19 protein-coding genes and 1 pseudogene are annotated in these 22939 nt (G+C 62.6%); 6 read left to right on the forward strand and 14 right to left on the reverse strand.

Going from position 1 to position 22939, the window contains the following annotated elements:
- Window positions 1–7 precede the first annotated feature (7 nt).
- The 3 genes and pseudogenes from EJ077_RS19030 to hmgA all read right to left on the reverse strand — a co-directional run bounded on the left by EJ077_RS19030 (window position 8) and on the right by hmgA (window position 3289).
- Window positions 8–1021: a fumarylacetoacetate hydrolase family protein gene (locus EJ077_RS19030; RefSeq protein ID WP_208695619.1), complete on the reverse strand. Its 1014-nt coding sequence runs from the start codon at window positions 1019–1021 to the stop codon at window positions 8–10.
- A gap of 89 nt (window positions 1022–1110) precedes the next feature.
- Window positions 1111–1965 carry an MBL fold metallo-hydrolase gene (locus EJ077_RS19035; protein WP_208703045.1) on the reverse strand — a complete coding sequence of 285 codons (855 nt, stop codon included), beginning with the start codon at window positions 1963–1965 and terminating at the stop codon, window positions 1111–1113.
- An 11-nt stretch (window positions 1966–1976) separates the two neighbouring features.
- A pseudogene (gene hmgA, locus EJ077_RS19040) lies at window positions 1977–3289 on the reverse strand (homogentisate 1,2-dioxygenase).
- An 86-nt stretch (window positions 3290–3375) separates the two neighbouring features.
- On the opposite strand from hmgA, the gene EJ077_RS19045 reads away from it, so the two are divergent.
- The gene (locus EJ077_RS19045) at window positions 3376–3813 is read left to right on the forward strand and encodes a MarR family winged helix-turn-helix transcriptional regulator (protein WP_208695620.1); all 438 of its coding nucleotides are present in this window, start codon (window positions 3376–3378) and stop codon (window positions 3811–3813) included.
- 203 nt (window positions 3814–4016) lie between these two features.
- Here the strand turns inward: EJ077_RS19045 and tdh are convergent, their stop codons facing one another.
- Both tdh and EJ077_RS19055 read right to left on the reverse strand, forming a co-directional pair.
- A complete protein-coding gene (tdh, locus tag EJ077_RS19050; protein WP_208695621.1) occupies window positions 4017–5051 on the reverse strand; it encodes an L-threonine 3-dehydrogenase in 1035 nt (344 codons plus the stop codon).
- Between the two features lie 45 nt (window positions 5052–5096).
- Window positions 5097–6284, reverse strand: coding sequence for a glycine C-acetyltransferase (locus tag EJ077_RS19055; protein ID WP_208695622.1), 1188 nt, complete (start codon window positions 6282–6284; stop codon window positions 5097–5099).
- A gap of 306 nt (window positions 6285–6590) precedes the next feature.
- On the opposite strand from EJ077_RS19055, the gene EJ077_RS19060 reads away from it, so the two are divergent.
- Window positions 6591–8663 carry a putative bifunctional diguanylate cyclase/phosphodiesterase gene (locus EJ077_RS19060; protein WP_208695623.1) on the forward strand — a complete coding sequence of 691 codons (2073 nt, stop codon included), beginning with the start codon at window positions 6591–6593 and terminating at the stop codon, window positions 8661–8663.
- A 75-nt stretch (window positions 8664–8738) separates the two neighbouring features.
- A complete protein-coding gene (locus EJ077_RS19065; RefSeq protein WP_208695624.1) occupies window positions 8739–9479 on the forward strand; it encodes a polysaccharide deacetylase family protein in 741 nt (246 codons plus the stop codon).
- 122 nt (window positions 9480–9601) lie between these two features.
- Here EJ077_RS19065 and EJ077_RS19070 read toward each other — a convergent pair whose 3' ends face one another.
- On the reverse strand, window positions 9602–10021 hold the full coding sequence (locus EJ077_RS19070; protein WP_245458455.1) for a MarR family winged helix-turn-helix transcriptional regulator: 420 nt from the start codon (window positions 10019–10021) through the stop codon (window positions 9602–9604).
- Window positions 10022–10196: 175 nt separating this feature from the next.
- On the opposite strand from EJ077_RS19070, the gene EJ077_RS19075 reads away from it, so the two are divergent.
- A complete protein-coding gene (locus EJ077_RS19075) occupies window positions 10197–10604 on the forward strand; it encodes a hypothetical protein (protein ID WP_208695626.1) in 408 nt (135 codons plus the stop codon).
- A gap of 100 nt (window positions 10605–10704) precedes the next feature.
- Here the strand turns inward: EJ077_RS19075 and EJ077_RS19080 are convergent, their stop codons facing one another.
- A complete protein-coding gene (locus EJ077_RS19080; protein WP_208695627.1) occupies window positions 10705–12750 on the reverse strand; it encodes an FAD-dependent oxidoreductase in 2046 nt (681 codons plus the stop codon).
- A gap of 56 nt (window positions 12751–12806) precedes the next feature.
- Between EJ077_RS19080 and queF the strand changes: the two genes are divergently transcribed.
- Entirely contained in the window at window positions 12807–13268 is a 462-nt protein-coding gene (queF, locus tag EJ077_RS19085) for a preQ(1) synthase (RefSeq protein ID WP_127869683.1), read from the forward strand.
- 7 nt (window positions 13269–13275) lie between these two features.
- Here the strand turns inward: queF and EJ077_RS19090 are convergent, their stop codons facing one another.
- The 7 genes from EJ077_RS19090 to EJ077_RS19120 form a co-directional block, all read right to left on the reverse strand.
- Window positions 13276–14151 (reverse strand): alpha/beta hydrolase, encoded by an 876-nt coding sequence (locus EJ077_RS19090; RefSeq protein ID WP_208695628.1) that lies wholly within the window; start codon window positions 14149–14151, stop codon window positions 13276–13278.
- Between the two features lie 28 nt (window positions 14152–14179).
- Complete coding sequence (locus EJ077_RS19095) at window positions 14180–14791, reverse strand: hypothetical protein (RefSeq protein ID WP_208695629.1); 612 nt, start codon at window positions 14789–14791, stop codon at window positions 14180–14182.
- Window positions 14792–14795: 4 nt separating this feature from the next.
- A complete protein-coding gene (locus EJ077_RS19100) occupies window positions 14796–15272 on the reverse strand; it encodes a DUF3828 domain-containing protein (protein WP_127280283.1) in 477 nt (158 codons plus the stop codon).
- 124 nt (window positions 15273–15396) lie between these two features.
- Window positions 15397–16506 (reverse strand): mandelate racemase/muconate lactonizing enzyme family protein, encoded by a 1110-nt coding sequence (locus EJ077_RS19105; protein WP_208695630.1) that lies wholly within the window; start codon window positions 16504–16506, stop codon window positions 15397–15399.
- Between the two features lie 52 nt (window positions 16507–16558).
- The gene (locus EJ077_RS19110; RefSeq protein WP_208695631.1) at window positions 16559–18541 is read right to left on the reverse strand and encodes an FAD-dependent oxidoreductase; all 1983 of its coding nucleotides are present in this window, start codon (window positions 18539–18541) and stop codon (window positions 16559–16561) included.
- Between the two features lie 117 nt (window positions 18542–18658).
- Window positions 18659–20308 (reverse strand): ABC transporter substrate-binding protein, encoded by a 1650-nt coding sequence (locus tag EJ077_RS19115; protein WP_208695632.1) that lies wholly within the window; start codon window positions 20306–20308, stop codon window positions 18659–18661.
- A 46-nt stretch (window positions 20309–20354) separates the two neighbouring features.
- A complete protein-coding gene (locus EJ077_RS19120; RefSeq protein ID WP_208695633.1) occupies window positions 20355–21905 on the reverse strand; it encodes a trimethylamine methyltransferase family protein in 1551 nt (516 codons plus the stop codon).
- Window positions 21906–21997: 92 nt separating this feature from the next.
- On the opposite strand from EJ077_RS19120, the gene EJ077_RS19125 reads away from it, so the two are divergent.
- Window positions 21998–22900, forward strand: coding sequence for a LysR substrate-binding domain-containing protein (locus tag EJ077_RS19125; RefSeq protein ID WP_208695634.1), 903 nt, complete (start codon window positions 21998–22000; stop codon window positions 22898–22900).
- Window positions 22901–22939 lie beyond the last annotated feature (39 nt).

Genomic DNA, 22939 nt, shown 5'->3' on the forward strand with positions numbered 1-22939 from the left:
CCAGCCTCTATCTCTCGTATTTCTCGACCTTCTGCTCGATGGCGCCGAAGATCGAATGCCCGGCCTTGTCCTTCATCTCGATGCGTACCGTGTCGCCGAAGCGCAGGAACGGCGTCTTTGGTTCGCCGCTCGCGATCGTCTCGATCATGCGCAATTCGGCGATGCAGGAATAGCCGGCGCCGCCCGCCGAGACCGGCTTGCCCGGGCCGCCGTCGAGCTTGTTGGACACCGTACCCGAGCCGATGATGGTGCCTGATACCAGCGGCCTTGTGCGGGCGGCGTGAGCGATCAGTGCCGGGAAGTCAAAGGTCATTTCGACACCGGCATTGGCGCGGCCGAACGGCTTTCCGTTGATATCGGCGAGCAGCGGCAGGCTGACCTTGCCGCCATCCCAGGCGTCGCCCAGTTCGTCCGGCGTCACCGCGACCGGCGAAAAGGCCGAGGACGGTTTCGACTGGAAGAAGCCGAAGCCCTTGGCCAGTTCCGGTCCAGTCAGCGCGCGCAGCGTGACATCGTTGACAAGCATGACCAGTCGGATCGCGGCGCGCGCTTCATCGAGGCTGGCGCCCATCGGCACATCGTCAACGATGACGGCAATTTCGGCCTCCATGTCGATGCCGAAGGCTTCGTCGGCCATGCGTATGGGATCGCGCGGCGCAACAAAGGAGTCCGAACCGCCCTGGTAGATCAGCGGATCGGTCCAGAAGCTTGCCGGCATCTCGACGCCGCGTGCTTTGCGCACCAGTTCGACATGGTTCACATAGGCAGAGCCGTCGGCCCATTGAAAGGCGCGTGGCAGCGGCGAATGCGCGTCGTGCTCGTGGAAGCGAGCCGCCGGCATCGCATTGTTCTCCAGCGATTCGGCGATTGTCGCGAGATGCGGCGAGATCCTGCGCCAGTCGTCGAGCGCGGCTTGCAGCGTGCGCGCCAGGAACGAGGCGTCTGTGTACTGCGTCAGGTCGCGCGAAACGACGACGAGTTTCCCGTCGCGTGTCCCATCCTTCAGTGTGGCAAGCTTCATGCGGTTCCCTCTCCTCAGGCGGCCTTGGCGCCGCTTTGGCTTTTCTTACGCATGATCTTTTTCCGAAAACCGGTTTCCACTTTTCGGGATCATGCTAGCTCCACAACAAGGCCGTCGCGAGCGATCGTCAAGTCGCCGGCCCATGTTTTCCTGACGGCAGCAGTCCAGTCGGTCTCGCCAATCTCGGCATCGTCGGCCGGGATGAGGTGGTTGAGCACAAGCCTTTTCACACCGGCATCACTGGCGATGCGGCCGGCCTGTTCGGCAAAACTGTGGCTGGCGAGCAGATGTTCCCTGAGCCGCGCGCCATTGCCGGTCCTGGCAACCAGCCGCTCGATGCCTTTTTCCAGCATGGCTTCGTGGACGAGGGTATCAGCGCCTTCGGCGAAATCAGCCAGCGGTGGGAAGAAGGCTGTATCGGCCGAAAACACCACGCTCTTGCCGCCATGCTCGAAGCGCAGGGCAAAGCAGTCGGTCACCGGCGGATGGTCGACGCGCAGCGCCGTCACCTTCATGCCGCGCTGCTCGACCACATGGCCCTCGCCGAATTCTTCGACAGAAACCAGCTCGCGAATGTCGGGCCGGCCCTCATCGACGATGCGGATGTCGATGTCGAATTCCATCGCCTGGCAGAACCGGCGCCAGTAATGGCCGATGCCGGGCGGACCGAACACGCTGACCGGCGTTGCCAATCCGGCCGTCCAGGCGGTGTGGATGAGCGGACCCAGTTCCAGCACATGGTCGGAATGCAGATGCGTGATGAAGATCAGGTCGAGCACCTTCAGGCTGACACCGGCATCGACCAGACCGCGCGTCACGCCAAGTCCGCAATCGACGACGATGGTTCGTCCGCCGATCTCGAGCAGCGACGAACTCGGCCACGGCCCGCCCGGCCGTAGCGCAGGGCCGCCCTTGGAGCCCAACAGCACCAGCCGATCCGGCATTGAGTTGCCGCTCAAGACCAGTCGCCCTCGGGCGTGCCGTTGAAGCGTTTCTTCAGCTCGGCCCAGCAATCGATGTAATTGTCCTGCCGGGTTTCCAGTTCGGCGCCGTAGCGGGTCAACATCTGCGGATAGCGCGTCTCGAACATGAAGGCCATGGTGTTGTCGAGCTTGACCGGTTTCAGGTCCGCGCGCGAGGCCTTTTCGAAGCCAGGCGCATCCGGGCCGTGGGCCAGCATCAGATTATGCAGGCTGATGCCGCCGGGAACGAAGCCTTCTTCCTTGGCATCGTACTGGCCGTGGATCAGGCCCATGAACTCGCTCATGATGTTGCGGTGATACCAGGGCGGCCGAAACGTGTCCTCGGCAACCAGCCAGCGCGGCGGGAAGATGACGAAGTCGATATTGGCGGTCCCTTCCTCGCCGCTCGGCGCCGTCAGAACGGTGAAGATCGACGGGTCCGGATGGTCGAACAGCAGCGCGCCGACCGGGGAAAAGGTCGCCAGATCATATTTGTAGGGGGCGTAGTTGCCGTGCCACGCCACCACATCGAGCGGCGAATGGCCGATCTCGGTAACGTGGAAATTGCCGCACCATTTCACGATCAGCCGGCACGGCGTCTCCTTCTCCTCGAACCAGGCGCAGGGCGTCTTGAAGTCGCGTGGGTTGGCCAGGCAATTGGCGCCGATGGGGCCGCGGTCAGGCAAGGTCAGCTTGGCGCCGTAGTTCTCGCAGACATAGCCGCGCACTTCGGTGTCGACCAGTTCGACCTTGAAGACGAGGCCGCGTGGCAGCACGGCGATCTCGCCGGGACGCAGTTCAATGACGCCCATCTCGGTGACCAGGCGCAAGCTGCCCACCTGCGGGACGACCAGCAGTTCACCGTCGGCATTGAAGAAATGATCATCGACCATCGAGCGATTGGCGACATAGACATGGGCGGCCATGCCGGTCTGCCCGAGCACGTCACCGGCCGTGGTGATGGTGCGCATGCCCTGGATGAAATCGGTCGGCTCCTTCGGCATCGGCACCGGATTCCAGCGGTACTGGCCAAGCGCCAGTTCGTGGTCGCCGACATTGGGCGCGGTCTTCCACAGGGGTAGCTGGCCGCCTTGAAGCGGCCGGTGTGCTTGACACTTGGCCGGATGCGATAGAGCCAGGAACGCTCATTGGTGCCGCGCGGCGCGGTGAAGGGCGATCCGGAAAGCTGCTCGGCATAGAGGCCGTAGGCTGGCCGCTGCGGCGAATTGCGGCCCTGCGGCAGGGAGCCAGGCAGCGTCTCGGTCTCAAAATCGTTGCCGAAGCCCGGCATGTAGGAAAAGGCCATCGCTTCCTCCCGGATTGACCAAACTGGTTTCATTTGTAACCATTGAAAATGTAACTATCAATCTTCCGTTTTTCCGGATGCGGACAATGGACATTCTTGAACTCGAAAGCTTCCTGCCCTACCGGCTCTACCGGCTGGCCGACGCGGTCAGCCGCGAATTCTCGAAGGTCTATAAGGACCGCCATGGCCTGACCCGGCCCGAATGGCGAACGCTGTCCGGGCTTGGACAGCGCGGCACGATGACCGCGACGGCGCTCGGCGAGCAGTCCGCCATGCACAAGACCAAGGTTTCGCGGGCGGTGGCTGAGCTGGAACGAAGGCGATGGCTGCTGCGCAGGCCAGACGAGAACGACCGGCGTGTGGAGCATCTGGCGCTGACCAAGGCCGGGCTTGCGGCCTATCGCGAGATGGTGCCGCTGGCGAAGGCGTTTGAGAGAGAGTTGCTGGCTAAGCTGAATGCGGAGGATCGAGCAGCGGCCGTCAGTGGAGTGACGGCGCTGGAGGGGGCGTTGGAAGGAAAGTAGAGCTGATAGGCTGGCGCGAGGCGCCCCCTCTGTCCTGCCGGACATCTCCCCACAAGGGGGGAGATCAGATGTCACGCAGGCTTTCCTCAATCGCCAACGTTGCAGGACGAGCGGTGCGCTGGAACCGCCAATCTCCCCCTCGTGGGGGAGATGTCCGGCAGGACAGAGGGGGGCGCCTCGCGCCAGCCTCTCTTATCGGCAAACTACCAATCCATCACCACCTTGCCCGAACTGCCGCTGCGCATCGCGTCGAAACCCGACTGGAAATCGTCGATGCCGATGCGATGGGTGATCAGCCCGGTCACATCGAGCGGGCCTTGCACCAGCGCGATCATCTTGTACCAGGTCTCGAACATCTCGCGTCCATAGATGCCCTTCAAGTGCAGCATCTTGAAGATGACCTTGTTCCAGTCGATCTCGAAGCCGGTTGGCGCGATGCCCAGAATGGCGATCTTGCCGCCATTGTTCATGGTGTCGATCATGTCGCGGAAGGCGGGCGCGGCACCCGACATTTCCAGCCCGACGTCGAACCCCTCGGTCATGCCGAGCGCCGGCATGACGTCACGCAGCCTTTCCTTCGAGGCGTCGACGACATGCTGGACGCCGAGCTTCTTCGCCAGCGCCAGCCGCACCGGATTGATATCGGTGATGACGACCTTGCGCGCACCGACGCACTGCGCCACCAACGCACCCATGATGCCGATCGGCCCGGCGCCGGTGACCAGCACATCCTCGCCTACCAGGTCGAAGGACAATGCGGTGTGGACGGCATTGCCCAAGGGATCGAAGATGGCCGCGATCTCGTCCGGCACGTCGTCGGGGATCGGCACGACATTGTGCTGGGGAATGGCCAGATATTCGCCAAAAGCGCCAGGACGGTTGACGCCAACGCCGAGCGTGTTGCGGCATAGATGCCCTCGCCCGGCGCGGCAGTTGCGGCAATGGCCACAGACGATGTGGCCTTCGCCCGAGACGCGCTGGCCGACCTTGTATTCGGTCACCGCCGCGCCGAAATCGGCGACGGTGCCGACGAATTCATGGCCGGTCACCATCGGCACCGGCACCGTCTTCTGCGCCCACTGGTCCCAATTGTAGATGTGGACGTCGGTGCCGCAGATCGCGGTCTTCTTGACCTTGATCAGCACGTCGTTGGGGCCGATCTCCGGCACCGGCACCTCTTCCATCCAGATGCCCGGCTCGGCCTTGGCTTTCACCAGTGCCTTCATCATGTTCGACATTCTTTTGTCCCTTGAATCTCTTGATCCGGAATCGCTTTTCGGCGCTCAGGAAATCACGCCCAATTCCTTGCCAACCGCGCCGAATGCTTCCACCGCGCGGTCGATATCGGCGCTGGAATGCGCCGCCGACATCTGGGTGCGGATGCGCGCCTGGCCTTTCGGCACCACCGGGAAAGAAAAGCCGATGACATAGATGCCGCGCTTCAGCATCCGCGCCGCCATCTCCTGCGCCAGCGTCGCATCGCCCAGCATAACCGGTATGATCGGATGATCGGCCCCGGCCAGCGTGAAGCCGAGCTTGCCCATTTGAGACCGGAACCGCGCCGCATTGGCATATAGGCGCTCGCGTAAGGCATCGCCATTGCGGATCAGCTCGAACACCTTGATCGAGGCGCCGGCGATCGCCGGCATCAGCGTGTTGGAAAAGAGATAGGGCCGCGAGCGCTGGCGCAGCCAGTCGACCACCTGCCTCTTGCCCGAGGTATACCCACCGGAAGCACCGCCAAGCGCCTTGCCGAGAGTGCCAGTGATGATGTCCACCCTGCCCTCGACGCCGCAATGCTCGGCCGAGCCACGGCCATTCCTGCCAACGAAGCCGACCGCATGGCTGTCATCGACCATGACCATCGCATCGTACTTTTCGGCGAGATCGCAGACGCCCTTCAAATTAGCGATGATGCCGTCCATGGAAAACACCCCATCGGTGGCGATCAGCCGGAAGCGGCAATCCTTCGCTTCCTTCAATCGCGCTTCCAGATCGGCCATATCGTTGTTGGCGTAGCGGAAACGTTTGGCCTTCGACAGCCGGACACCATCGATGATCGAGGCGTGGTTGAGCGCGTCGGAAATGATCGCGTCCTCCTCGCCCAGCAGCGTTTCGAACAGGCCGCCATTCGCATCGAAGCAAGAGCCATAAAGGATCGTGTCGTCCAGGCCGAGAAAGGATGAAATGGTCGCCTCGAGCTGCTTGTGCTCCTCCTGCGTGCCGCAGATGAAGCGCACCGAGGCCATGCCGTAGCCGTAGCGGTCGAGCGCCTGCGTGGCCGCCGCGCGCAGGTCTGCGCTGTCGGCAAGGCCGAGATAGTTATTGGCGCAGAAATTCAGCACTTTCTCGCCGCCGACCTCGATTTCGGCCGACTGCATCGAGGAAATCACCCGCTCGGACTTGTAGAGGCCGGCAGATTTCAGCCCTGCAAGCTCGCTGTCGATATGGGAGAGAAATGCTGCGGTCATGATCAGGCCTCGTTTGACGTGGGCAGACTGTCGTCCGGCCCGCGCAAAAAATCCATCGCAAAAGCGACCGGATCAGGTGGCCGGGCAGCATCAGGGGGGCGCGATGACATTGCCCAGGTGACCGTCCGGCACGCATGGATTGACGAATGCTCAAATGCGGCCCGGCCGCGAAAGACCCCGATAACCATTTCGCGATCTTTCCGCTCCTCCCCCTTGCCGGCCGGCCGTCGACTTCCGGTCCTGTTAACGTTTGCTGTTCAATGGTGCTCATACAGAAATCCGTTGGCGAGAGGGCCGCCCCCGAACATGTCTCAGCAGCCAGTGCAAACCGTTTCAGGCAAGCTCATACTGCTGATCAAGGCTGGCTACTGGCTGGCGCTGCTCATCATTGCCGCCATGGTGGCGGCCTCCTTCGTCCTGCTGCAGCAGACGATGGCCACGCAGCAGCACAACAACACTTTGCTCGACATCGTCGGCACGCAGAAGACGTTGTCGCAGCGCATCGTCTTCCTTGCCAGCGCGACAGGCGTCGCCTCGCGCGACAAGCAGCCGGCGCTGGTCAGCGCGCTGAAGCAGGCCACGGCGGAGTTCGAGACGAACTACGATCTGCTGCTCAAGCAGACAGGCGCGGATCCGCAATCGCCTGCCAAGCTCGATCCGAAGTCGATCGAGAGCGTGCTTTTCGCCAAACCCTTCCATCTCGACTATTTCTCGGTTGGCCTGATCGCCAACGGCGATCGTCTGATCTCTGCACTGGAATCGCAGCTCAACCTTGGCGACAATGGCGGCTACAAGGGCGGCGCCGAACGCGTCAACCTCGATGCCTCCGTCGCCAATGCCACGCTCTCGGGCTATGCCGCGCTCGGCCAGCGCATCAGTGCCGACGCCGACAAGCGCTCCGAAAAGTTGCTCACTCTCCACCGCACGCTGTTCTACGCCACCCTCGGCGTCATCCTGCTGGTGGCGCTGTTCATCTTCCGGCCAATGTCCAACGCGATCCTGCGCAAAACGCGTGAATTGGTCGACGCTCGCAATTCGATGGCCTTCATCGCGGTGCATGACGGCCTGACCGGCCTGCACAACCGCACCTTCCTGACCGACCATTTCGAGACGCTGATCAAGGGCGCGCACCGCCGGCGCGAGCGCCTGGCCGTGGTCCAGCTCGACCTCGACCGCTTCAAGCAGATCAATGATACGCTGGGCCACGCCGCCGGCGACTATGTCCTGGTGGTGACGGCGCAGCGCATGCGCGATTCCTGCCGGGCGTCGGATCTGTGCGCGCGGCTTGGTGGCGACGAATTCGTGATGATCCTCAACGGCGCCGGCAGCACCGAGGACATCAACATGCTGGCACGGCGCATCCTGGTGCACATCAACGAGCCGATCGTGTTCCAGGGCACCACCATTCTTCCGGGCGCCAGCGGCGGCATCGCCGTCTATCCGATCGACGCCGACAATGCGCAAGACCTGCTGGTCCACGCCGATCTGGCGCTTTATTCCGCCAAGAAGATGGGTGGCGGCAACTTCTCCTTCTTCTCCGAGGAACTGCGGCGCGAGCTCGACTACCGCAAGCAGCTCGAACACGACATCAAGGTCGCCATTTCCGAAAAAGCGTTCCAGGTCTATTTCCAGCCTCAGGTTTCGCTAACCGACGGCACCATCAGCGGCATAGAGGCCCTCGTGCGCTGGAACCATCCCGAGCGCGGCATGATCTCGCCGGGCGAATTCATCCCGATCGCCGAGAAATGCGGCTTCATGCCGGAGATCGGCCGCATCGTGATCAGCAAGGCGATCAACGAAGCCGCCGAATGGAACCGTGCCGGCATTGCCTTCGGACGGCTTGCCGTCAATGTCTCGGGCACCGAGTTGCGTGAGCACGATTTCGATGCGTTTCTGTTCGAGACGCTGGAGAGAGCCGGACTGCCGCCGCAGAAACTGTCGCTGGAAATCGTCGAATCCGTCATCCTCGACGACGAGAAGACAGGCATCGCGGCCAAGCTGCGGCACATCAGGGCGGCCGGCGTCCATCTGGAACTCGACGATTTCGGTACCGGCTATGCATCGCTCAGCCACGTCAATCCCAACGAGATCGACCGGCTCAAGATCGACCGCCGCTTCGTCCAGAACATCCACGAGAATGGCGACAACTCCAAGATCGTGCGCGCCATCACCGAACTTGCACGGGGGTTGGGCATCTCCATCGTCGCCGAGGGCGCCGAAACCGAGGCGGAGCTCGACTCGCTGATGGCGATCGGCTGCGACCAGGTGCAAGGCTATTCCATCGCCTTCCCGATGCCGCATGACAAGGCGCTGGAATGGCTGACCGCCCGCATGCCGAAGAAGGCCAGGCTGACGGTATTGCAGGGAAGCCTGGCGTAGGTGGAGCCGGGCCTGGCTTGACAACCAGCCTATGAAACGGCGGCCTGTCCTGATCGCAAACGGGTAGTGGCCCCCATGACATTCTTTCGGCTTGCCCTGGCAGCCATGTTGATGTCGTCGTTGCCGGCCCATGGGGCGGATCGTACCATCTACCTCACCTTCGACGACGGTCCGCTGAACGGCACAAGCAACGTCCTCGACGTCCTGGAGGGAGCGCAGGTTCCCGCAACGCTGTTCATGGTCGGCATGCATGCCGAGGCCGGTGCGTCCAACAAGGCGTTGGTGCGGCGTGCCAAGGCGATGCCGCTGGTGACGATCGGCAATCACAGCTACAGTCACGCCTACAATCACTACCGACATTTCTATGGCGATACGGAAGGCGTGGTTGCCGATATGCTCATGGCCAATGCCGTTCTGGGCCTGAAGCCCGCGGTGCACGCCCGCCTGCCGGGCCGCGACGTGTTCCGGCTGCCTTCTATGTCGAAGAACGACAATTCGCTTGGACAGGCGCAAGCCGGGCGTGAAGATCCCGACTATGAGTTCGTCGCGGCGTCCGGCTTTTATCTCTATGGCTGGGACCACGAGTGGGTGCACAAGGACAGCGGTGAGCCGGTCCAGAGCGTCGATCATCTGGTCAGCGAGATCGATCATTTGTTCGGCTACGGCCACTTTGCCAAGCCCGGCAAGCTGATCCTTTTGATGCATGACCAGATGTTCCAGGACGGCTTTGACGGCAAGACGCAACTGACCAAGCTGATCACCGCACTGAAACTGCGCCACTATGCGTTTGGAACAATCCCGAGCTATGACGACTGAGCCATCAGGTCGGCACTCCTGGAGCCGTTCCGCATTTCACGGAATCGCCGAACGGCTCTAACTCTTTGTTTTTACGCAATTCCAAAGGGCAAGCGCTACGCGCTTGTCCCGGGAAAACCGTTTCACACTTTTCCTGGAATTGCTCTAGCTCCCACATTCTCCCGCAATGCGGCCAGCACCTGAGCAAACTCCGCCAGACGCTCGTCGGGCAGTCCTGTGCGAAGCCGCTTGTCGAAGACAAGTGCCGCTTGCCGCAACGTCTCGAACAGCGCTTCTCCCGCCTCCGTCAACTCGACCAGATGAACCCGGCGGTTGACGGGATCGCGTCGCCGCGTCAGCAGGCCCTGCGCCTCCATCGCATTGAGATGATGGGTCAGCGTCGCACCCTGGATGCCGATCATGCCGGCAAGTTCGCGTTGATTGGCAAGCTCGCTCGACTTGACCGACAGCAGCGTGAGCCAGACCGGCAATGTGCCGCCTGCTTCAACCAAGGCGGCGTCGAAAGCCTGGGCGACAAGCTTGGCGGTACGGCCGAGATTCATACCAACCGGCGGGCGTTCAAACGGTGTCATGATCTGACAGTAGAGCAAGCAGTGGGAACGTGAAACTCGGCTTCATGATTGACATCTAACCGTTAGATATCTAACTTTGTCTTATTGATGGCATCGCGGCATGGTTGCGGCGCGCAGGCGGCGGGCGAATGAGAGGAATGCGGTCATGCAATATGTTTATATCGTCGTCATCGGCTTGCACGTCATGGCTGGCGTATTCTGGGCTGGCACCACCATCGCGGTTGCCCGCGATCCGGACATCCGGGCAGAGCGGTTCTTCCGGCCGCAAATGGGTGCGGCCGGTTTGGCTTTTCTGACCGGCTTGCTGCTCTGGTATTTCTTTCATGAGGGTGCTTTCGGCTCGATGGAGAAGGTACTGGCGCTCGGCATTTTGACGGCGCTAATCGCCGCCGGTGTGCAAGGCGCGCTTGTGGGCTCCGCCAGCAGGCAGCTCGCCGGCGCCGATGCAGCGACCCAAACGGAGCTGCGCGCGAAAATGACCAGGGGCGAACGCATCGCCAGCGGGCTGCTGGTCATCACCGTACTTTGCATGGCGACCGCCAAGATGTTTTAGAATCGCACGGCCGGTGAAAGCCGATCATGCGCGGCGCGCAACGGACCAGAGCGGCAGGTGGCTCTCCTTGCAAAGGCCGTTGCGCGCCACCTGATCGTAGTCAAATCCTGATCCCGAACCTGATCCCATCATAGATAGCGGCGTGGATATTGCGGGAGGCAACCGCGTCGCCAACGCGCAACAACACGAAGTCTCCTTCGGGATTGCGCTGTGGAAAAACGTCGCCTCCATTGACCAGACGTTCGTAGTCGACCGCCCCAGCGTTCTTCGACAACGGCTTCAGCGACAGATACAGATCGTCGAGCGGCAGCGTGCCGTGTTCGACCACAACCTGGTCGACCCTACGCTCGCTGCGCCAGCCATCGGCAAAGTCCGAAGCGAGTTCCGCGACCAGTTGATTGCCCTCGCGCCGCACAGAGCGCAGGCGCGTGTTGATGGTGACGGTGACGCCCTTTTCCTGGAAGGCCCTGATATACGGAACGTGGTTCATGCCGCCCATTTCGGGGGCGAAGAACCGCTCCGGCGAAACCAGTTCCAGCTTCGAGCCGCTGTTGGCAATCAGTTCGGCCGCCCCCATGCCCTGATGGCCGCCATTGTCGTCAAAGAGAAGAACATTCTCGGCCGGCTTGACGCTGCCGGCCATGATGTCCCAGCTCGACGTGACGAGATTGTCACCGGAGGCCAGCGGCGGATTCTGCGGCAGGCCGCCGGTGGCGACGACCACCACGTCAGGCGCCAGGGCCAGGACGTCGTCCTTCTCGGCCCAGGTGTCGTAGCGGATCTCGACGCCGAGCCGGTCGAGTTCGGCCAGACGCCAGTCAATGATGCCGATCAACTCCCTGCGGCGCGGGTTCTGGGTCGCCAGACGGACCTGGCCACCCGCTTGTGATGATGCTTCCAGGATCGTGACTTCATGGCCGCGCTCGGCCGCGACCCGCGCCACCTCCAGTCCTCCGGCGCCGGCGCCGACGACCACGACTTTCCGCTTCGGCCCGTCCGTCTTGGCGATGACGTGCGGAATATCCGCCTCGCGGCCGGTCGCCGCATTATGGACGCACAGCGCCTCGCCGCCCTCGTAGATGCGGTCGAGACAATAGGTGGCACCGACGCAGGGACGGATCTCGTGCTCGCGGCCCTCCATCACCTTTTTGATGATGTGCGGATCGGCGATGTGCGCGCGCGTCATGCCGACCATGTCGAGCTTGCCGGTGGCGATCGCATGGCGCGCGGTGGCGACGTCGGAAATGCGCGCAGCATGGAAGGTCGGGAATTTCGTCGCCGCCCTCACCTCGCCGGCGAAATCGAGATGCGGCGAAGACCGCATACCGGTCACCGGGATGACCTTGGTCAGCGCCGCGTCGGTCTCGATCGAGCCACGGATGATGTTGAGGAAATCGACGTTGCCGGAGCCGGCCAGCCGCCTTGCGATCTCGACACCATCCTCCTTCGACAAGCCTTTCTCGAAATCCTCGTCGGCGACCATGCGGATGCCGACGACAAATTTCTCACCGACCGCCGCCCGCACGGCATCGAGCACCATGTTGGTGAAGCGCAACCGGTTGTCGAGCGAACCGCCATACTCGTCGTCGCGATGATTGGTGGCAGGCGACCAGAAGCCGTCCATCAGATGGCCGTAGGATTCGAACTCGATGCCGTCGAGACCGGCTGCCTGGCAGCGCTGGGCGGCCGATGCATAGTCGGCGACGATGCGCTCGATGTCCCACTCCTCTATGGTCTTGGGGAAAGCACGATGCGCCGGCTCGCGCACCGGCGAGGCCGAGAGCACCGGCAGCCAGTCGGCCTTGTTCCAACCGGTGCGGCGGCCGAGATGGGTGATCTGGATCATCACCTTGCAGTCGTGCTCGTGGCAGGCGTCGGTGAGTTCGGCCAGCCACGGCACGATGCGATCGTCATAGACGTGCAGATTGCCGAAGGCGGCCGGGCTGTCGCGCGAAACGATGGCCGAGCCGGCGGTCATGGTCAGCGCCATGCCGCCCTTGGCCTTTTCGGCATGATAGAGCCGATAGCGCTCCTTCGGCATGCCGTCCTCCGAATAGGCCGGCTCGTGGCTGGTCGACATCACCCGATTCTTCAGCGTCAAATGCTTGAGCTGGTAGGGTTGGAGAAGCGGGTCATTGCTCGTCATCGTCTTCCTGCCGTTTTAATTTGTGCTAATGAGCGGCAAATCCAAGGAAACCGCTCATGATCGATACCAAAAATCTCACCCAACTCGGCACGCACGTCGAGACGCCACAGAGTCCCGAAGCTGCGGTCCTGGAAACCGTGCCGTTTCAGCGCGGTGACGGACCGCCGGCGATCGTGCGTTTCACCGTCCCGGAATTCACCTCGCTCTGTCCGGTGACCGGACAGCCGGATTTCGCCCATATCGTCATCGACTACGCACCCGACGCGGCCCTGGTGGAATCGAAGTCGCTCAAGCTGTTCATGACCTCGTTTCGCAACCATGGCGCTTTCCATGAAGACTGCACGGTGATGATCGGCCGTCGCATCGTGGCCGCGACCAAGCCGTTGTGGTTGCGCATAGGCGGCTATTGGTATCCGCGCGGCGGCATTCCGATCGATGTCTTCTGGCAGACCGGCACTCCGCCCGAGGGCGCCTGGCTGCCGGACACCGGCGTCGCCCCCTATCGCGGGCGCGGCTGAGCTTATGTCAGCCATTGCCGGCACCGGTCCGGCAAAGGCTTGTTGCAAGGAAGGGGAGGACAGCATCGCGATAGCGCGGCTGGTCGTAGCGCAGCAGGTCAACGTGACCTGCCCCTTCGAACCAGACCAGTTGAGAGCCGTCGGCAGCATTCCGCAGCGCCAGTACCTGACCGCGATCGATGAAGGGATCGATGCTACCTGCGAGCAGCATCAGCGGCCTGCCGATCTTGCCGAGACGGTCGACCGGCCTGACGTCATCGGCGCTCAACCCGAGGCGAAGCGGCATCTGCGCCAGCAGGACGTCGGCCTGGAAACCGCGCCAGAAGTGGAAAGGCATTCGCCAAGCCGTTGTTTCGCGCAAGGTCGCGTAGAGCTGCTCCAGCACATAGGCATCGGCAGGCGCTTGCGGGGCGGCAAAGACGAGAGCGGCGGCACCAAGCGATGCGCCGACGGCGCCAAGCTTCTGGTCGGGAAACCTTTGCCTGGCGAAGGCCATGATGCGGATCGCATCCTGGCCTTCACTGTAGCCGAAACCTTGAACGGCGCCGCCGCTCTCGCCGTGCCCCGACAGATCGAACAGGATGACGGAATAACCGGCGTCGAGCAGCAATTTTGCCCTTTGCACCAAAGCGAGCCTGTTGGCGCCGCGGCCGTGCAGTAGAACGATCGTACCGCAACTGCCCTTTCGATCGGCCACCCAGCCAACCAGTTCGGGCGCGCCGGGCTGGTCGAGCACGACGCGCTCGACGGGCAAGTCGCCGGGCAGCGCCAAAGCTTGCCAGGGTTCGCGGGTGATCAGCATCGTGCCGATCCGCCAATCGACGACGCAAGCGGCAGCGCCGAGTCCGACTAGCGCTATCGCGAGCAAACCGCGAAGCTTCATTGCCGACCACCCGGAAGCTGACGACGGCTCATTCGCACTGGTACTGGCTGAGCGCCCATTCGCCGGTCACCGACAAAAGGTCCGATATCTTCCATTCGCCGCCAACCTTCTTGAATTTCCATTCGAGGCGGTGCGGGTTGCCGGCGACGACGAAGGCGACGATGACCTTGGCCTGATCGCCATTGATTGATTCGAGCGTCTTCAGGCTCTTGTCGATCTCGGCCTTGTCATAGTCCGCATTGTCGAACGCCATGTTGGGGTCCAGGCACTCGCCCTGCCCGGATTTGCGCAAGGCATCGCTCTTGTCGAGCACGGTTTTGGCCGGGTCGATGAAATAGCCGCGCTGAGCCGGATCGACCTCCAAGCCGACCTGATCGTAGAACGGCCGCACAACCGCTGTCGGCGATCCCGGCTGGATGGGGCCCGCAGGCCCGCTCGGCGGCCATGCGACAGGTGGCGTCGCCGGCTCCGCGGCGCCGCCAGGCGCGGTTGCCGGCGGCGTGCCGCTGTCATCAGGCGCGGTCCCGACCGGAGCATTTGCCGGCGGCGCGCCCAACAGGCCCTGAGCGGCCGCGCCGCTCAAGCCAGCCGCCAGTAGGCACATGGCCGGCAACAATAACAGGAGCGCGCGACCGGCCATTGCATCACTCCGGATCTTGGCCCGCCATGCATTCGAGCTGGCTCAGCGTCCAGGCGCTGGTCTTCGATGCAATGTCCGATATCTTCCACTTGCCGTCGACCTTCTTCAGCGACCAGTGCATTTCGCGCTGCGAATCGTCTCCTTCCGGCAAGAGACTGAAATTCGCCACCACTTGTGCCGCATCGCCATCCACCGTCTCGGACAGTTTCAAGGTCTTGGAGATGGTCTTCTGGTCGAAATCCTGCGCGTCGAGGCCCGGGTCGAAGTCGATGCAGGCGACCTGGTCGGGATTCTTCTTGGTCGCCTGGTCGTTGAGGTCGAACAGTTTCGTCACCGGCTCGGTGAAGCGATCGCGGTATTGCGCGTCGGCCTCGAACTTGACCTGCGGGACATAGAAGAACTTCACGGCGTCGGACGCCGGACCGGCCAATGCGGCGGCCGGTGCGGCAATCGACAAGACGGCAGCGAGCAGCAGTTTCATGGATTTCCCCGAATGTTTGGCTGCGGAAAGTATCAATACCACGCATCGTGCATATCGGCTTTTTTGCGGCTCATGAAGCCTTCGGGTGGCTCGTCTACCTGCATAGATCATATCCAACGACCCCTTAGTCTCCGAAAGTAGTGATAGGCGCGTTGAGTTGGGAGCGCTCAGGCCTGACACCGAGCCCTGGGATCTGCGGGACGCGTATATGCCCGTTCTCGATCACGATCGGGTTTACGGGATCGGTATGCCCTTCGATGTACTCCTGCGCGATCCAGGCTCCCTCAAAACGTCTCGGCTCGACGGTAGCGGCGAGGTGCACGCAAGCCGCGGCGATGACGTCTCCGCCCCAGGCGTCGTCGCAACTGTGCGGAAGAGATCGTATCGCACACAGGTCGCGGACCGTGGCCATCTTGGTGAGGCCGCCAAGGCGGGTGACCTTCAATCCGAATCCATCCGCGATACCTGACGAAACTGCCCGCAACACGGCATTCAAATCCTCGGTATTCTCATCGAGATAGATCGGATGTGTAACGCGTCCCTTGAGACCCGCCACTTCCTCCATGGTGTTGCAAGGCTGTTCGAACACGAATGGGATTGCCTGGCAAAGCCGATCGATGTGCAGCGCCGCGGCAGCGGTCAGGCCACGATTGGCGTCGACGGCTATCCGGGCCTTGAAGCCAACGGCCTCCCATACTTTGTGCACGGTGGCGACGTCCTGTTCGAGATCCCGCCCGCCGATCTTGATCTGAAGCCGGGGATATCCGGCGTTGACCTTGTCGGCGGCAATACGCGCGGTCTCATCCGGAGCACCGACGATCGTCGAGTAGTAAGACGGCACGCGATCGGTGAGCGCACCACCGAGAAGGGTTGAGACCGGGACGCCCAGCCGCTGGCCGGCGAGGTCGAGGAGAGCTATATCCAAGGCCGCCTTGGCATAGTTGTGCCCGTTCAGCCGCTCGTCCATTCTTTTGGCAAGGCGGCGCATGGACGCTGTGTCCTCGCCGACAAGTCCAGGCGCTATTTCGGCAATTGCCGCTCTCGCGCCCAGCGCATGTTGGGGCTGATAAACAGGGCCGATCGGGCACGTCTCACCCCAGCCTGAAAGTCCATCCTCGGTGGTCACTTCAACCAGCGTGCTGTCCAAATTCTGCACGGTATCGCTGGCCATCCGGTAGGCACCGCCTTTGACAGGCAAAAGCACCTGATAGACTTTGATTGACTGGATACGCATTCAGACATTAGCCCCGTTCACGCCTTGCCTGGTCTGGCGCCTTTCGCGATCGTCAAAGACCAAGCGCCACCTTGCGCCCATCATGAATGGCAAATGCCGCCTGTCTGGAGGCGGTACAGTCGCCGATGGAGGTATGCGCAATTCCGCGCCGTTCGAGCTCGATGGACAGGCTGTCCTGCGCCATGCTGGTGGTGGCGAAGACCAAAGCGTCGGCCTCGACCTCCTGCTCGGTCCCGTCGAGCAGCGAAGCAATCCTGGCCACCTTGCCATCCCAGTGCACGATGGCGCTCTCGGTCACGAACCGCACGCGCAGTTTGGCAAGCGCCCGGCGCAGCGGCGCGTCGACGGCCATTCGCTGAAGCTCTTTGCCGACCAGGGCGTCCGGAGTGACAAGCGTCACATTGTGCCCGTCCTCGGCGAGTTTCCAGGCGGTACCGCACCCTTTCCAATTGCCGCCATCGTCCAGCAACAGAACATTTCTTCCCGGCCTCGCCTCACGGGCCATCACCGCCTCGGCCGACAGCACCGGGCCACCCCCCGGAATGCTGTCCCACTGCGGCAAGGCCCGCTGGAAAGCGCCGTCTGGCGGCATCGAGCCGGTGGCGATGATGACGTGATCCGCGCCTTCGTGCTCGACATCATCGGCTTCGACATACTGCCCGTAGCGGATGTCGACCTGAAGCTGGCCGAGCTGACGTTCGTACCAACCGATCAGATCCAGAATCTGGGCACGGCGCGGCTGCAGTCCGGCAAGACGGAACTGTCCCCCAAGGCGGTCGGAAGCCTCGGCCAGTGTGACGCGATGACCGCGCTCGGCCGCGGCGCGCGCCGCTTCGAGGCCGGCCGGGCCGCCGCCGACGACCAGCACGCGCTTCGGCTGGGCGGCCGGAGCGAAGCGATCGCCGCCCCACTCCCATTCCCGCCCCGCCGAGGGATTGATGACGCAGCTGATCCAGTAGTCGCGGCTGCGCCGGCCCCAGCACATCTGGTTGCAGGACAGGCAGCCGCGAATGTCCTGCGGCCGTCCGGCGGCAGCCTTTGCGGCCAGATGCGGATCGGCGATCTGGCCGCGCACGATGGAAACGAGATCGGCGCGGCCTTCGCTCAGCACGCTCTCCGCGTTCTCGGGGGTGCGGATATGGCTTTCGGCTGTGATCAACGCGTGACGCACGGTGGATTTGAGCACCGCCGCAAGATCCGCGCCGAGCTTTTCGGGATAAACAAAGGTCGGCATGATCTTGTAGAAATCGAAGTAGGAACCGGTTCCACAAGTCACATAGTCCATCAAGGCATCGCGGTCGTGGAGGTCGATTATCTCGGCCAGGGCTTCGCGCTTCAGCGCCACTTCAACTTCGGGCTCATCATTGACCGCAAGACCGATGATGAAGTCATCGCCGCATTCTTTGCGAATGCGCGTCATCACCTCGCGGCTCATCCGGGTCCGATTTTGCAGGTTGCCGCCCCATCGGTCGTCCCGGCGGTTCGACCAGGGCGTCCAGAACTGGTCCAGCATCGAATGGTACGCCGCCCAGACCTCGACGCCGTCGAAGCCAGCCTCGCGGCAGCGGCGCGCCGCCTGTACGAAACCGTTGATCGTTTCTTCAATCTCGGCTTCGGACATCCGATGTGAACCGTCGGAGTCGTGATAGCTGGGCAGGCCGGAAGGCGACCAGCCCGCATGGAACGAGTTGTCCGCGTCCGCGTGCTGACCGACATGGTAGAGCTGCTGGATGGCGACGGCGCCGTTGCCGCGGATCGCCTCTGTCACCTTGCGAAAATGCGGGATGACTCGGTCATCGGACGGGCTGAAGTTACCGCGGGTCAGCACCGCAGCCCGATGCACGGGCATCGGCTCGACCACGATCATGCCGGCGCCGCCGATGGCGCGTTCTGCGTAATAGCCGACATGCCGCGCGGTCGGCAGCCCCTCCACCGCCATATTGGCGGTATGGGCGCCGAACACGATCCTGTTGCGTAACGTCTTGCCGCGCAGAGTAGCCGGCGTGAACAGCCGGTTGAAGACCCGCCCAGACATGCACTGCTCCTTCAAAGCCTTGGCGGCGGCACCCAGGCGCCAGCGCTCGCAACCCAAGTCGCCTTTTGCCGGAAAGCCGACACCTCGGGGGTGCCGGCTTTGCCACGATCCTTGAAGCTAGGCGTCCAGCCAGACGTTCTGGAGATCCATTTCGAAGGTCTGGTGGACACCGTAGTTCTTCACCTTCTTGTTCGTATGGCTGTAGAGCTTCTGCCAGAAAGGCTGGATGATGACGCCGGAGTCCTGCAGGATCTGCTCGACATCCTTCATGACTTCCTTGCGCTTGGCGACGTCGATCAGCGAGAGCGCCTGCTTGAGCTTGGCGTCGAAATCGGGATTGGAATAAGCAGATTCGTTCCACGCCTCGCCGGTGCGGTAGCCCAGCGCCAGCACCTGGACGCCCAGCGGGCGCATGTACCAGATGGTCATCGAATAGGGATATTTCGTCCAATCGTTCCAGAAGGTCGAGCCCGGCAGCACGGTGCGCTTGACCTTGATGCCGGCGTCACGCAACTGGCCGGCGATCGCATCGCCGGTGTTCTTCTGCCAGTCATCCTCGATGGTGATCAGTTCATGCTCGAAGTCGGCCTGACCCGCGTCCGCCATCAGCTTCTTGGCGCCGGCGGCATCGCGTTCCTTCTTGGGCAGCGGATAATATTCAGGATGGATCGGGCTGACATGGTGGTTCTCGCCGACCGTGCCGCGCCCGTTATAGCCGAGCTGCAGCACCGCATTGTTGTCGACCGCCATCTGCAGGGCATTGCGAACGCGCTGGTCGTCATAAGGCTTGTGGGTGATGTTGGTGCGGGCAACCAGCGTGGTGGCAGTCGCAACCTCGGATTTCTGCAGGCCCATCTTGTCGAGAATCTCGATGAAGTCGGCAGGCGACTCGAAGTTGAGGTCGATTTCGCCGGAATCGAATGCATTGACCGTGGCGTTGAAGTCGGTGCCGTAATCGATGAATTCGATCCCGTCGAGCGGTGCCTCGCCTCCCCACCATTTGCCGTTCTCGCGGCGCTTGACCACCGCCTTCTGGCCGACGTCGTAAGACACCAGCTCAAACGCTCCCGTGCCGATCGGCTTCTTGATCGGATCGGCGCCGTCGGCGTCGAAATTGCGGTGCACGACGAGTGCCGGATAATCGGTGAAATTGGGGATCAGCGAAATGTCGGGCTCGCTGAGCTTCAGCTTGACCGTGTTGTCATCGACCTTGGTGATGGCGCCATCCCTGGCCTTGCCGGTCTTGGCATCGATCAGCGCACCGACGCGCGCCGCCATCGAGTTGCCGGCGACGCCCTTCTCGCACCAGCGCGTCACATTGTGCACCACGTCATCGGCGTTGAAGGCATCGCCATTGTTCCAGGTGACGCCCTTGCGCACATGCAGCGTGTATTCGGTGGCGTCGTCGTTGATGTCCCAGCTTTCGAGCAGCACCGGCTCGAAGGTAAACTGTCTGGTGTAGCGCACCAACGGCTCCAGCCAGGTACGCGAGATGTTGGCCAGTTCCACCCAGTCGTAAGTGCGCGGGTCCTTCTGCGCCTTCACCGCCATCGAGACGTGCAGCGTCCCGCCCTTTTTCGGCTCCTCGGCCAAAGCTTGTGTCGGCGCGGCAAGGCCGATCATACCATAGGCAAACGCCGTCGATGCCCCAAGCGCGCTGGCCAGTGCCAGGAACTCGCGCCGGTCCATGCGACCCGCCCGCGCCTCCGTTGCCATCGCTTCGATAGCCTGCGGCACACGATCCCCGTTGCTTCTGAAAACCGTCATGTCTTTCCTCCCTTGTTGTTCCCGTCAGGTCTTCGCCCGTTTTTTCTCAACTAACGCTGTCGGGCAGTTTTTCCTCGCGCCGCGCGATCAAATCCTTGAGACCATCGGCGATGCCCTCATCGAGTTTCGGCTCCTCGTAGTCGGCGAGCATGTTGCGCGCTTTCTCGCGGCCGCGCGTGTCATGGTCCTTTGCTCCCTCAGCCTTCCACTGTTCGAAGGAATTGAAGTCCATGATATTGGGCATGAAGAACGCGGACTCGAAATGGTCGAGCGTATGTTGGGTGCCGAGGAAATGGCCCTGCGGCCCCACCTCACGGATCGCCGCCATAGCCTCCTTGAAATCGTCGAATGGCAGCCCGCCCGCATATTTGTACCAGCCGACAAGCTGTTCGCAGTCGGTGGCGAATTTTGAATAGCCGCAGGTGAGACCCGCTTCCAGCCACCCCGCCGAGTGCCAGATATAATTGGCGCCTGAGAGAATGGCGGCATGCATCAGCATGTTCGCTTCGTAGCCGGCCTGGGCGTCGTTGAGCTTCGAGCCGACATGGAAGCCGGACGTGCGCCACGGCAGTTTGTATTTCCGCGCCAGCGCACCCATCAGATACATCATCTGGGCGGCCTCTGGCGTCCCACCCATGGGAGCGCCGGTCTTCATGTCGACCGTGACCATGAACTGGCCGTAGATCTGGGGCGAGCCCGGACGGATGAGCTGGGTGAAGGCCACGCCGGCAAGCGCCTCGGCATTGACCTGCGCGACCGCGCCGACGGCGGATGCCGAGGTCGAGGCGCCGCAGAGCGCGAAGGGCGCCAGGATCAGCGGCTGGTTGTGTCGCGCATACACCCTCATGGCGTCCAGCATGGTGGCGTCCCAGACCAGCGGCGAGTTGCAGTTGGTGATGGCCACCAGCACCGGATTGTCGCGGACGAACGCCTCGCCGAAAACGATTGCAGCCATCGCCATCGTATCTTCCGCCCGCTCCTTGGACGTCACGATGCCCATGAACGGTTTGTCGGAATATTTCAGCGCCGAATGGATGATGTGCAGGTGCCGCTTGGGCACGGCAATTTCCATCGGCTCGCAGATGATCGAGCTCGACGAGTGCAGCGCCGGCGCCATGTAGGCGAGCTTGTGGAAATTGTTGAGGTCGGCGAGCGTGCCGTAGCGCCTGTTGTTGTCGAGGTCGCGCACATAAGGCGCGCCATACATCGGCACGAAGATCGAATTCTTGCCTCCGACGCGCACGGTGCGCTCGGGATTGCGCGCGTTCAGCGTGAACTCGGAGGGAACCTTGGCGACGAGTTCCATCAGCAGCGCGCGATCGATGCGGACCCTCGTTTCCCGGACGTCGGCACCGGCCGCCTTCCATAAGGCAATGGCCTCGTCGTCGCGGAATTCGCAGCCGACCTCTTCCAGGATCGACAGCGACTCGTCATGGATCAGTTCCACCGCCTCGTCCGGAACCATCTGATAAACGGGAATCTGCCGTACCAGGGTCGGAAAGGAGGCAATTGGTGCGCTGCGGAGCGCCTTGCGCCCGAGACGGCCGCCGCCACGGCGGTGGGTCTGTTCGGTCAATTCAGCGGCCGGTGCGTTCATGGAGCCTCCATCCCTTCGATCCGGGTCAACTTAGCGAGGCGAAATATAGCTGTGACGCTGGAAAATCCTGATCTCTTGTATAAGCTGTGCTTATGCGAAGCCTACGCCATCTGTTGCCCTCCGCCGGCAGCCTGATCGTCTTCGAGGCGGCAGGCCGGCTGTCGAGTTTCACCGCCGCCGGGCGCGAGCTCGGCATGACCCAGGCCGCCGTTTCCTATGCGGTGCGCGGGCTGGAGGAACAGCTCGGCGCCCAGCTCTTCCAGCGCCGCCATCGCCAGGTCAGCCTGACCGAGGCCGGCGAGCGCTTCCATGCCGACGTCTCGCTCGGCCTTTCGCACATCCGCAAGTCGGCTGAGGACCTGCGCCTGCAGGCGACGGGCGGCCATGTGACGCTCGCCGCCTCGACGGCCTTCGGTTCGTTCTGGATGATGCCGCGCCTGCAGCGGTTCCGCGACGAACTGCCGGGCATCGACCTTCGCATCCAGACCGGCGACCGCGATCTCGACATCATCGCCGAAGGCATTCCACTGGCCGTACGCGGAGGCGTGCCACGCGACTGGCCGGACTATCACTGGCTGTCGCTCTCCGACGAAGAGATTTTTCCGGTCGCGGGTCCCAGCTATCTGGCGAAATTCGGCAGGCCCGAGACCGTGGAACAACTAGCGACACACCGCCTCATTCATCTGGAGGAACCATATCGCGAGGCCCCGAACTGGGACGAATGGTTCCAGTCGGCGGGAGCCAGTCTCCGCAATGCGGAGCGTGGCTTGCGCATCAATGACTATGCGATTGTGATCCAGGCCGTCATGGAAGGGCAAGGCATCGCGCTCGGCTGGCGCCACCTTGTCGAGCGGCTGCTGGTGACGGGGCTGCTTGTCCCGGTCACCGACCACGTCATGAAGACAGGCACGGCATTCTACGTCATCTGGCCGAAGAACCGCGAGCTCAGCGACAATGCGCGCAAGGTAAGGGATTGGCTGCTGGCGCAGGCGTGAAGTCGTTGCACCGTTTCGGCCGCAGTTCGCCCTCGCCCG

The sequence above is a fragment of the Mesorhizobium sp. M8A.F.Ca.ET.057.01.1.1 genome (genome assembly GCF_003952565.1).
Classification (GTDB): domain Bacteria; phylum Pseudomonadota; class Alphaproteobacteria; order Rhizobiales; family Rhizobiaceae; genus Mesorhizobium.

Bases quoted from the DNA above. Each gene is read 5' to 3' on its own strand.
- EJ077_RS19030 (WP_208695619.1), bottom strand. From the start codon at position 1,021: ATGAAGCTTGCCACACTGAAGGATGGGACACGCGACGGGAAACTCGTC.
- EJ077_RS19035 (WP_208703045.1), bottom strand. From the start codon at position 1,965: ATGCCGGATCGGCTGGTGCTGTTGGGCTCCAAGGGCGGCCCTGCGCTA.
- EJ077_RS19045 (WP_208695620.1), top strand. From the start codon at position 3,376: ATGGACATTCTTGAACTCGAAAGCTTCCTGCCCTACCGGCTCTACCGG.
- tdh (WP_208695621.1), bottom strand. From the start codon at position 5,051: ATGTCGAACATGATGAAGGCACTGGTGAAAGCCAAGGCCGAGCCGGGC.
- EJ077_RS19055 (WP_208695622.1), bottom strand. From the start codon at position 6,284: ATGACCGCAGCATTTCTCTCCCATATCGACAGCGAGCTTGCAGGGCTG.
- EJ077_RS19060 (WP_208695623.1), top strand. From the start codon at position 6,591: ATGTCTCAGCAGCCAGTGCAAACCGTTTCAGGCAAGCTCATACTGCTG.
- EJ077_RS19065 (WP_208695624.1), top strand. From the start codon at position 8,739: ATGACATTCTTTCGGCTTGCCCTGGCAGCCATGTTGATGTCGTCGTTG.
- EJ077_RS19070 (WP_245458455.1), bottom strand. From the start codon at position 10,021: ATGAATCTCGGCCGTACCGCCAAGCTTGTCGCCCAGGCTTTCGACGCC.
- EJ077_RS19075 (WP_208695626.1), top strand. From the start codon at position 10,197: ATGCAATATGTTTATATCGTCGTCATCGGCTTGCACGTCATGGCTGGC.
- EJ077_RS19080 (WP_208695627.1), bottom strand. From the start codon at position 12,750: ATGACGAGCAATGACCCGCTTCTCCAACCCTACCAGCTCAAGCATTTG.
- queF (WP_127869683.1), top strand. From the start codon at position 12,807: ATGATCGATACCAAAAATCTCACCCAACTCGGCACGCACGTCGAGACG.
- EJ077_RS19090 (WP_208695628.1), bottom strand. From the start codon at position 14,151: ATGAAGCTTCGCGGTTTGCTCGCGATAGCGCTAGTCGGACTCGGCGCT.
- EJ077_RS19095 (WP_208695629.1), bottom strand. From the start codon at position 14,791: ATGGCCGGTCGCGCGCTCCTGTTATTGTTGCCGGCCATGTGCCTACTG.
- EJ077_RS19100 (WP_127280283.1), bottom strand. From the start codon at position 15,272: ATGAAACTGCTGCTCGCTGCCGTCTTGTCGATTGCCGCACCGGCCGCC.
- EJ077_RS19105 (WP_208695630.1), bottom strand. From the start codon at position 16,506: ATGCGTATCCAGTCAATCAAAGTCTATCAGGTGCTTTTGCCTGTCAAA.
- EJ077_RS19110 (WP_208695631.1), bottom strand. From the start codon at position 18,541: ATGTCTGGGCGGGTCTTCAACCGGCTGTTCACGCCGGCTACTCTGCGC.
- EJ077_RS19115 (WP_208695632.1), bottom strand. From the start codon at position 20,308: ATGACGGTTTTCAGAAGCAACGGGGATCGTGTGCCGCAGGCTATCGAA.
- EJ077_RS19120 (WP_208695633.1), bottom strand. From the start codon at position 21,905: ATGAACGCACCGGCCGCTGAATTGACCGAACAGACCCACCGCCGTGGC.
- EJ077_RS19125 (WP_208695634.1), top strand. From the start codon at position 21,998: ATGCGAAGCCTACGCCATCTGTTGCCCTCCGCCGGCAGCCTGATCGTC.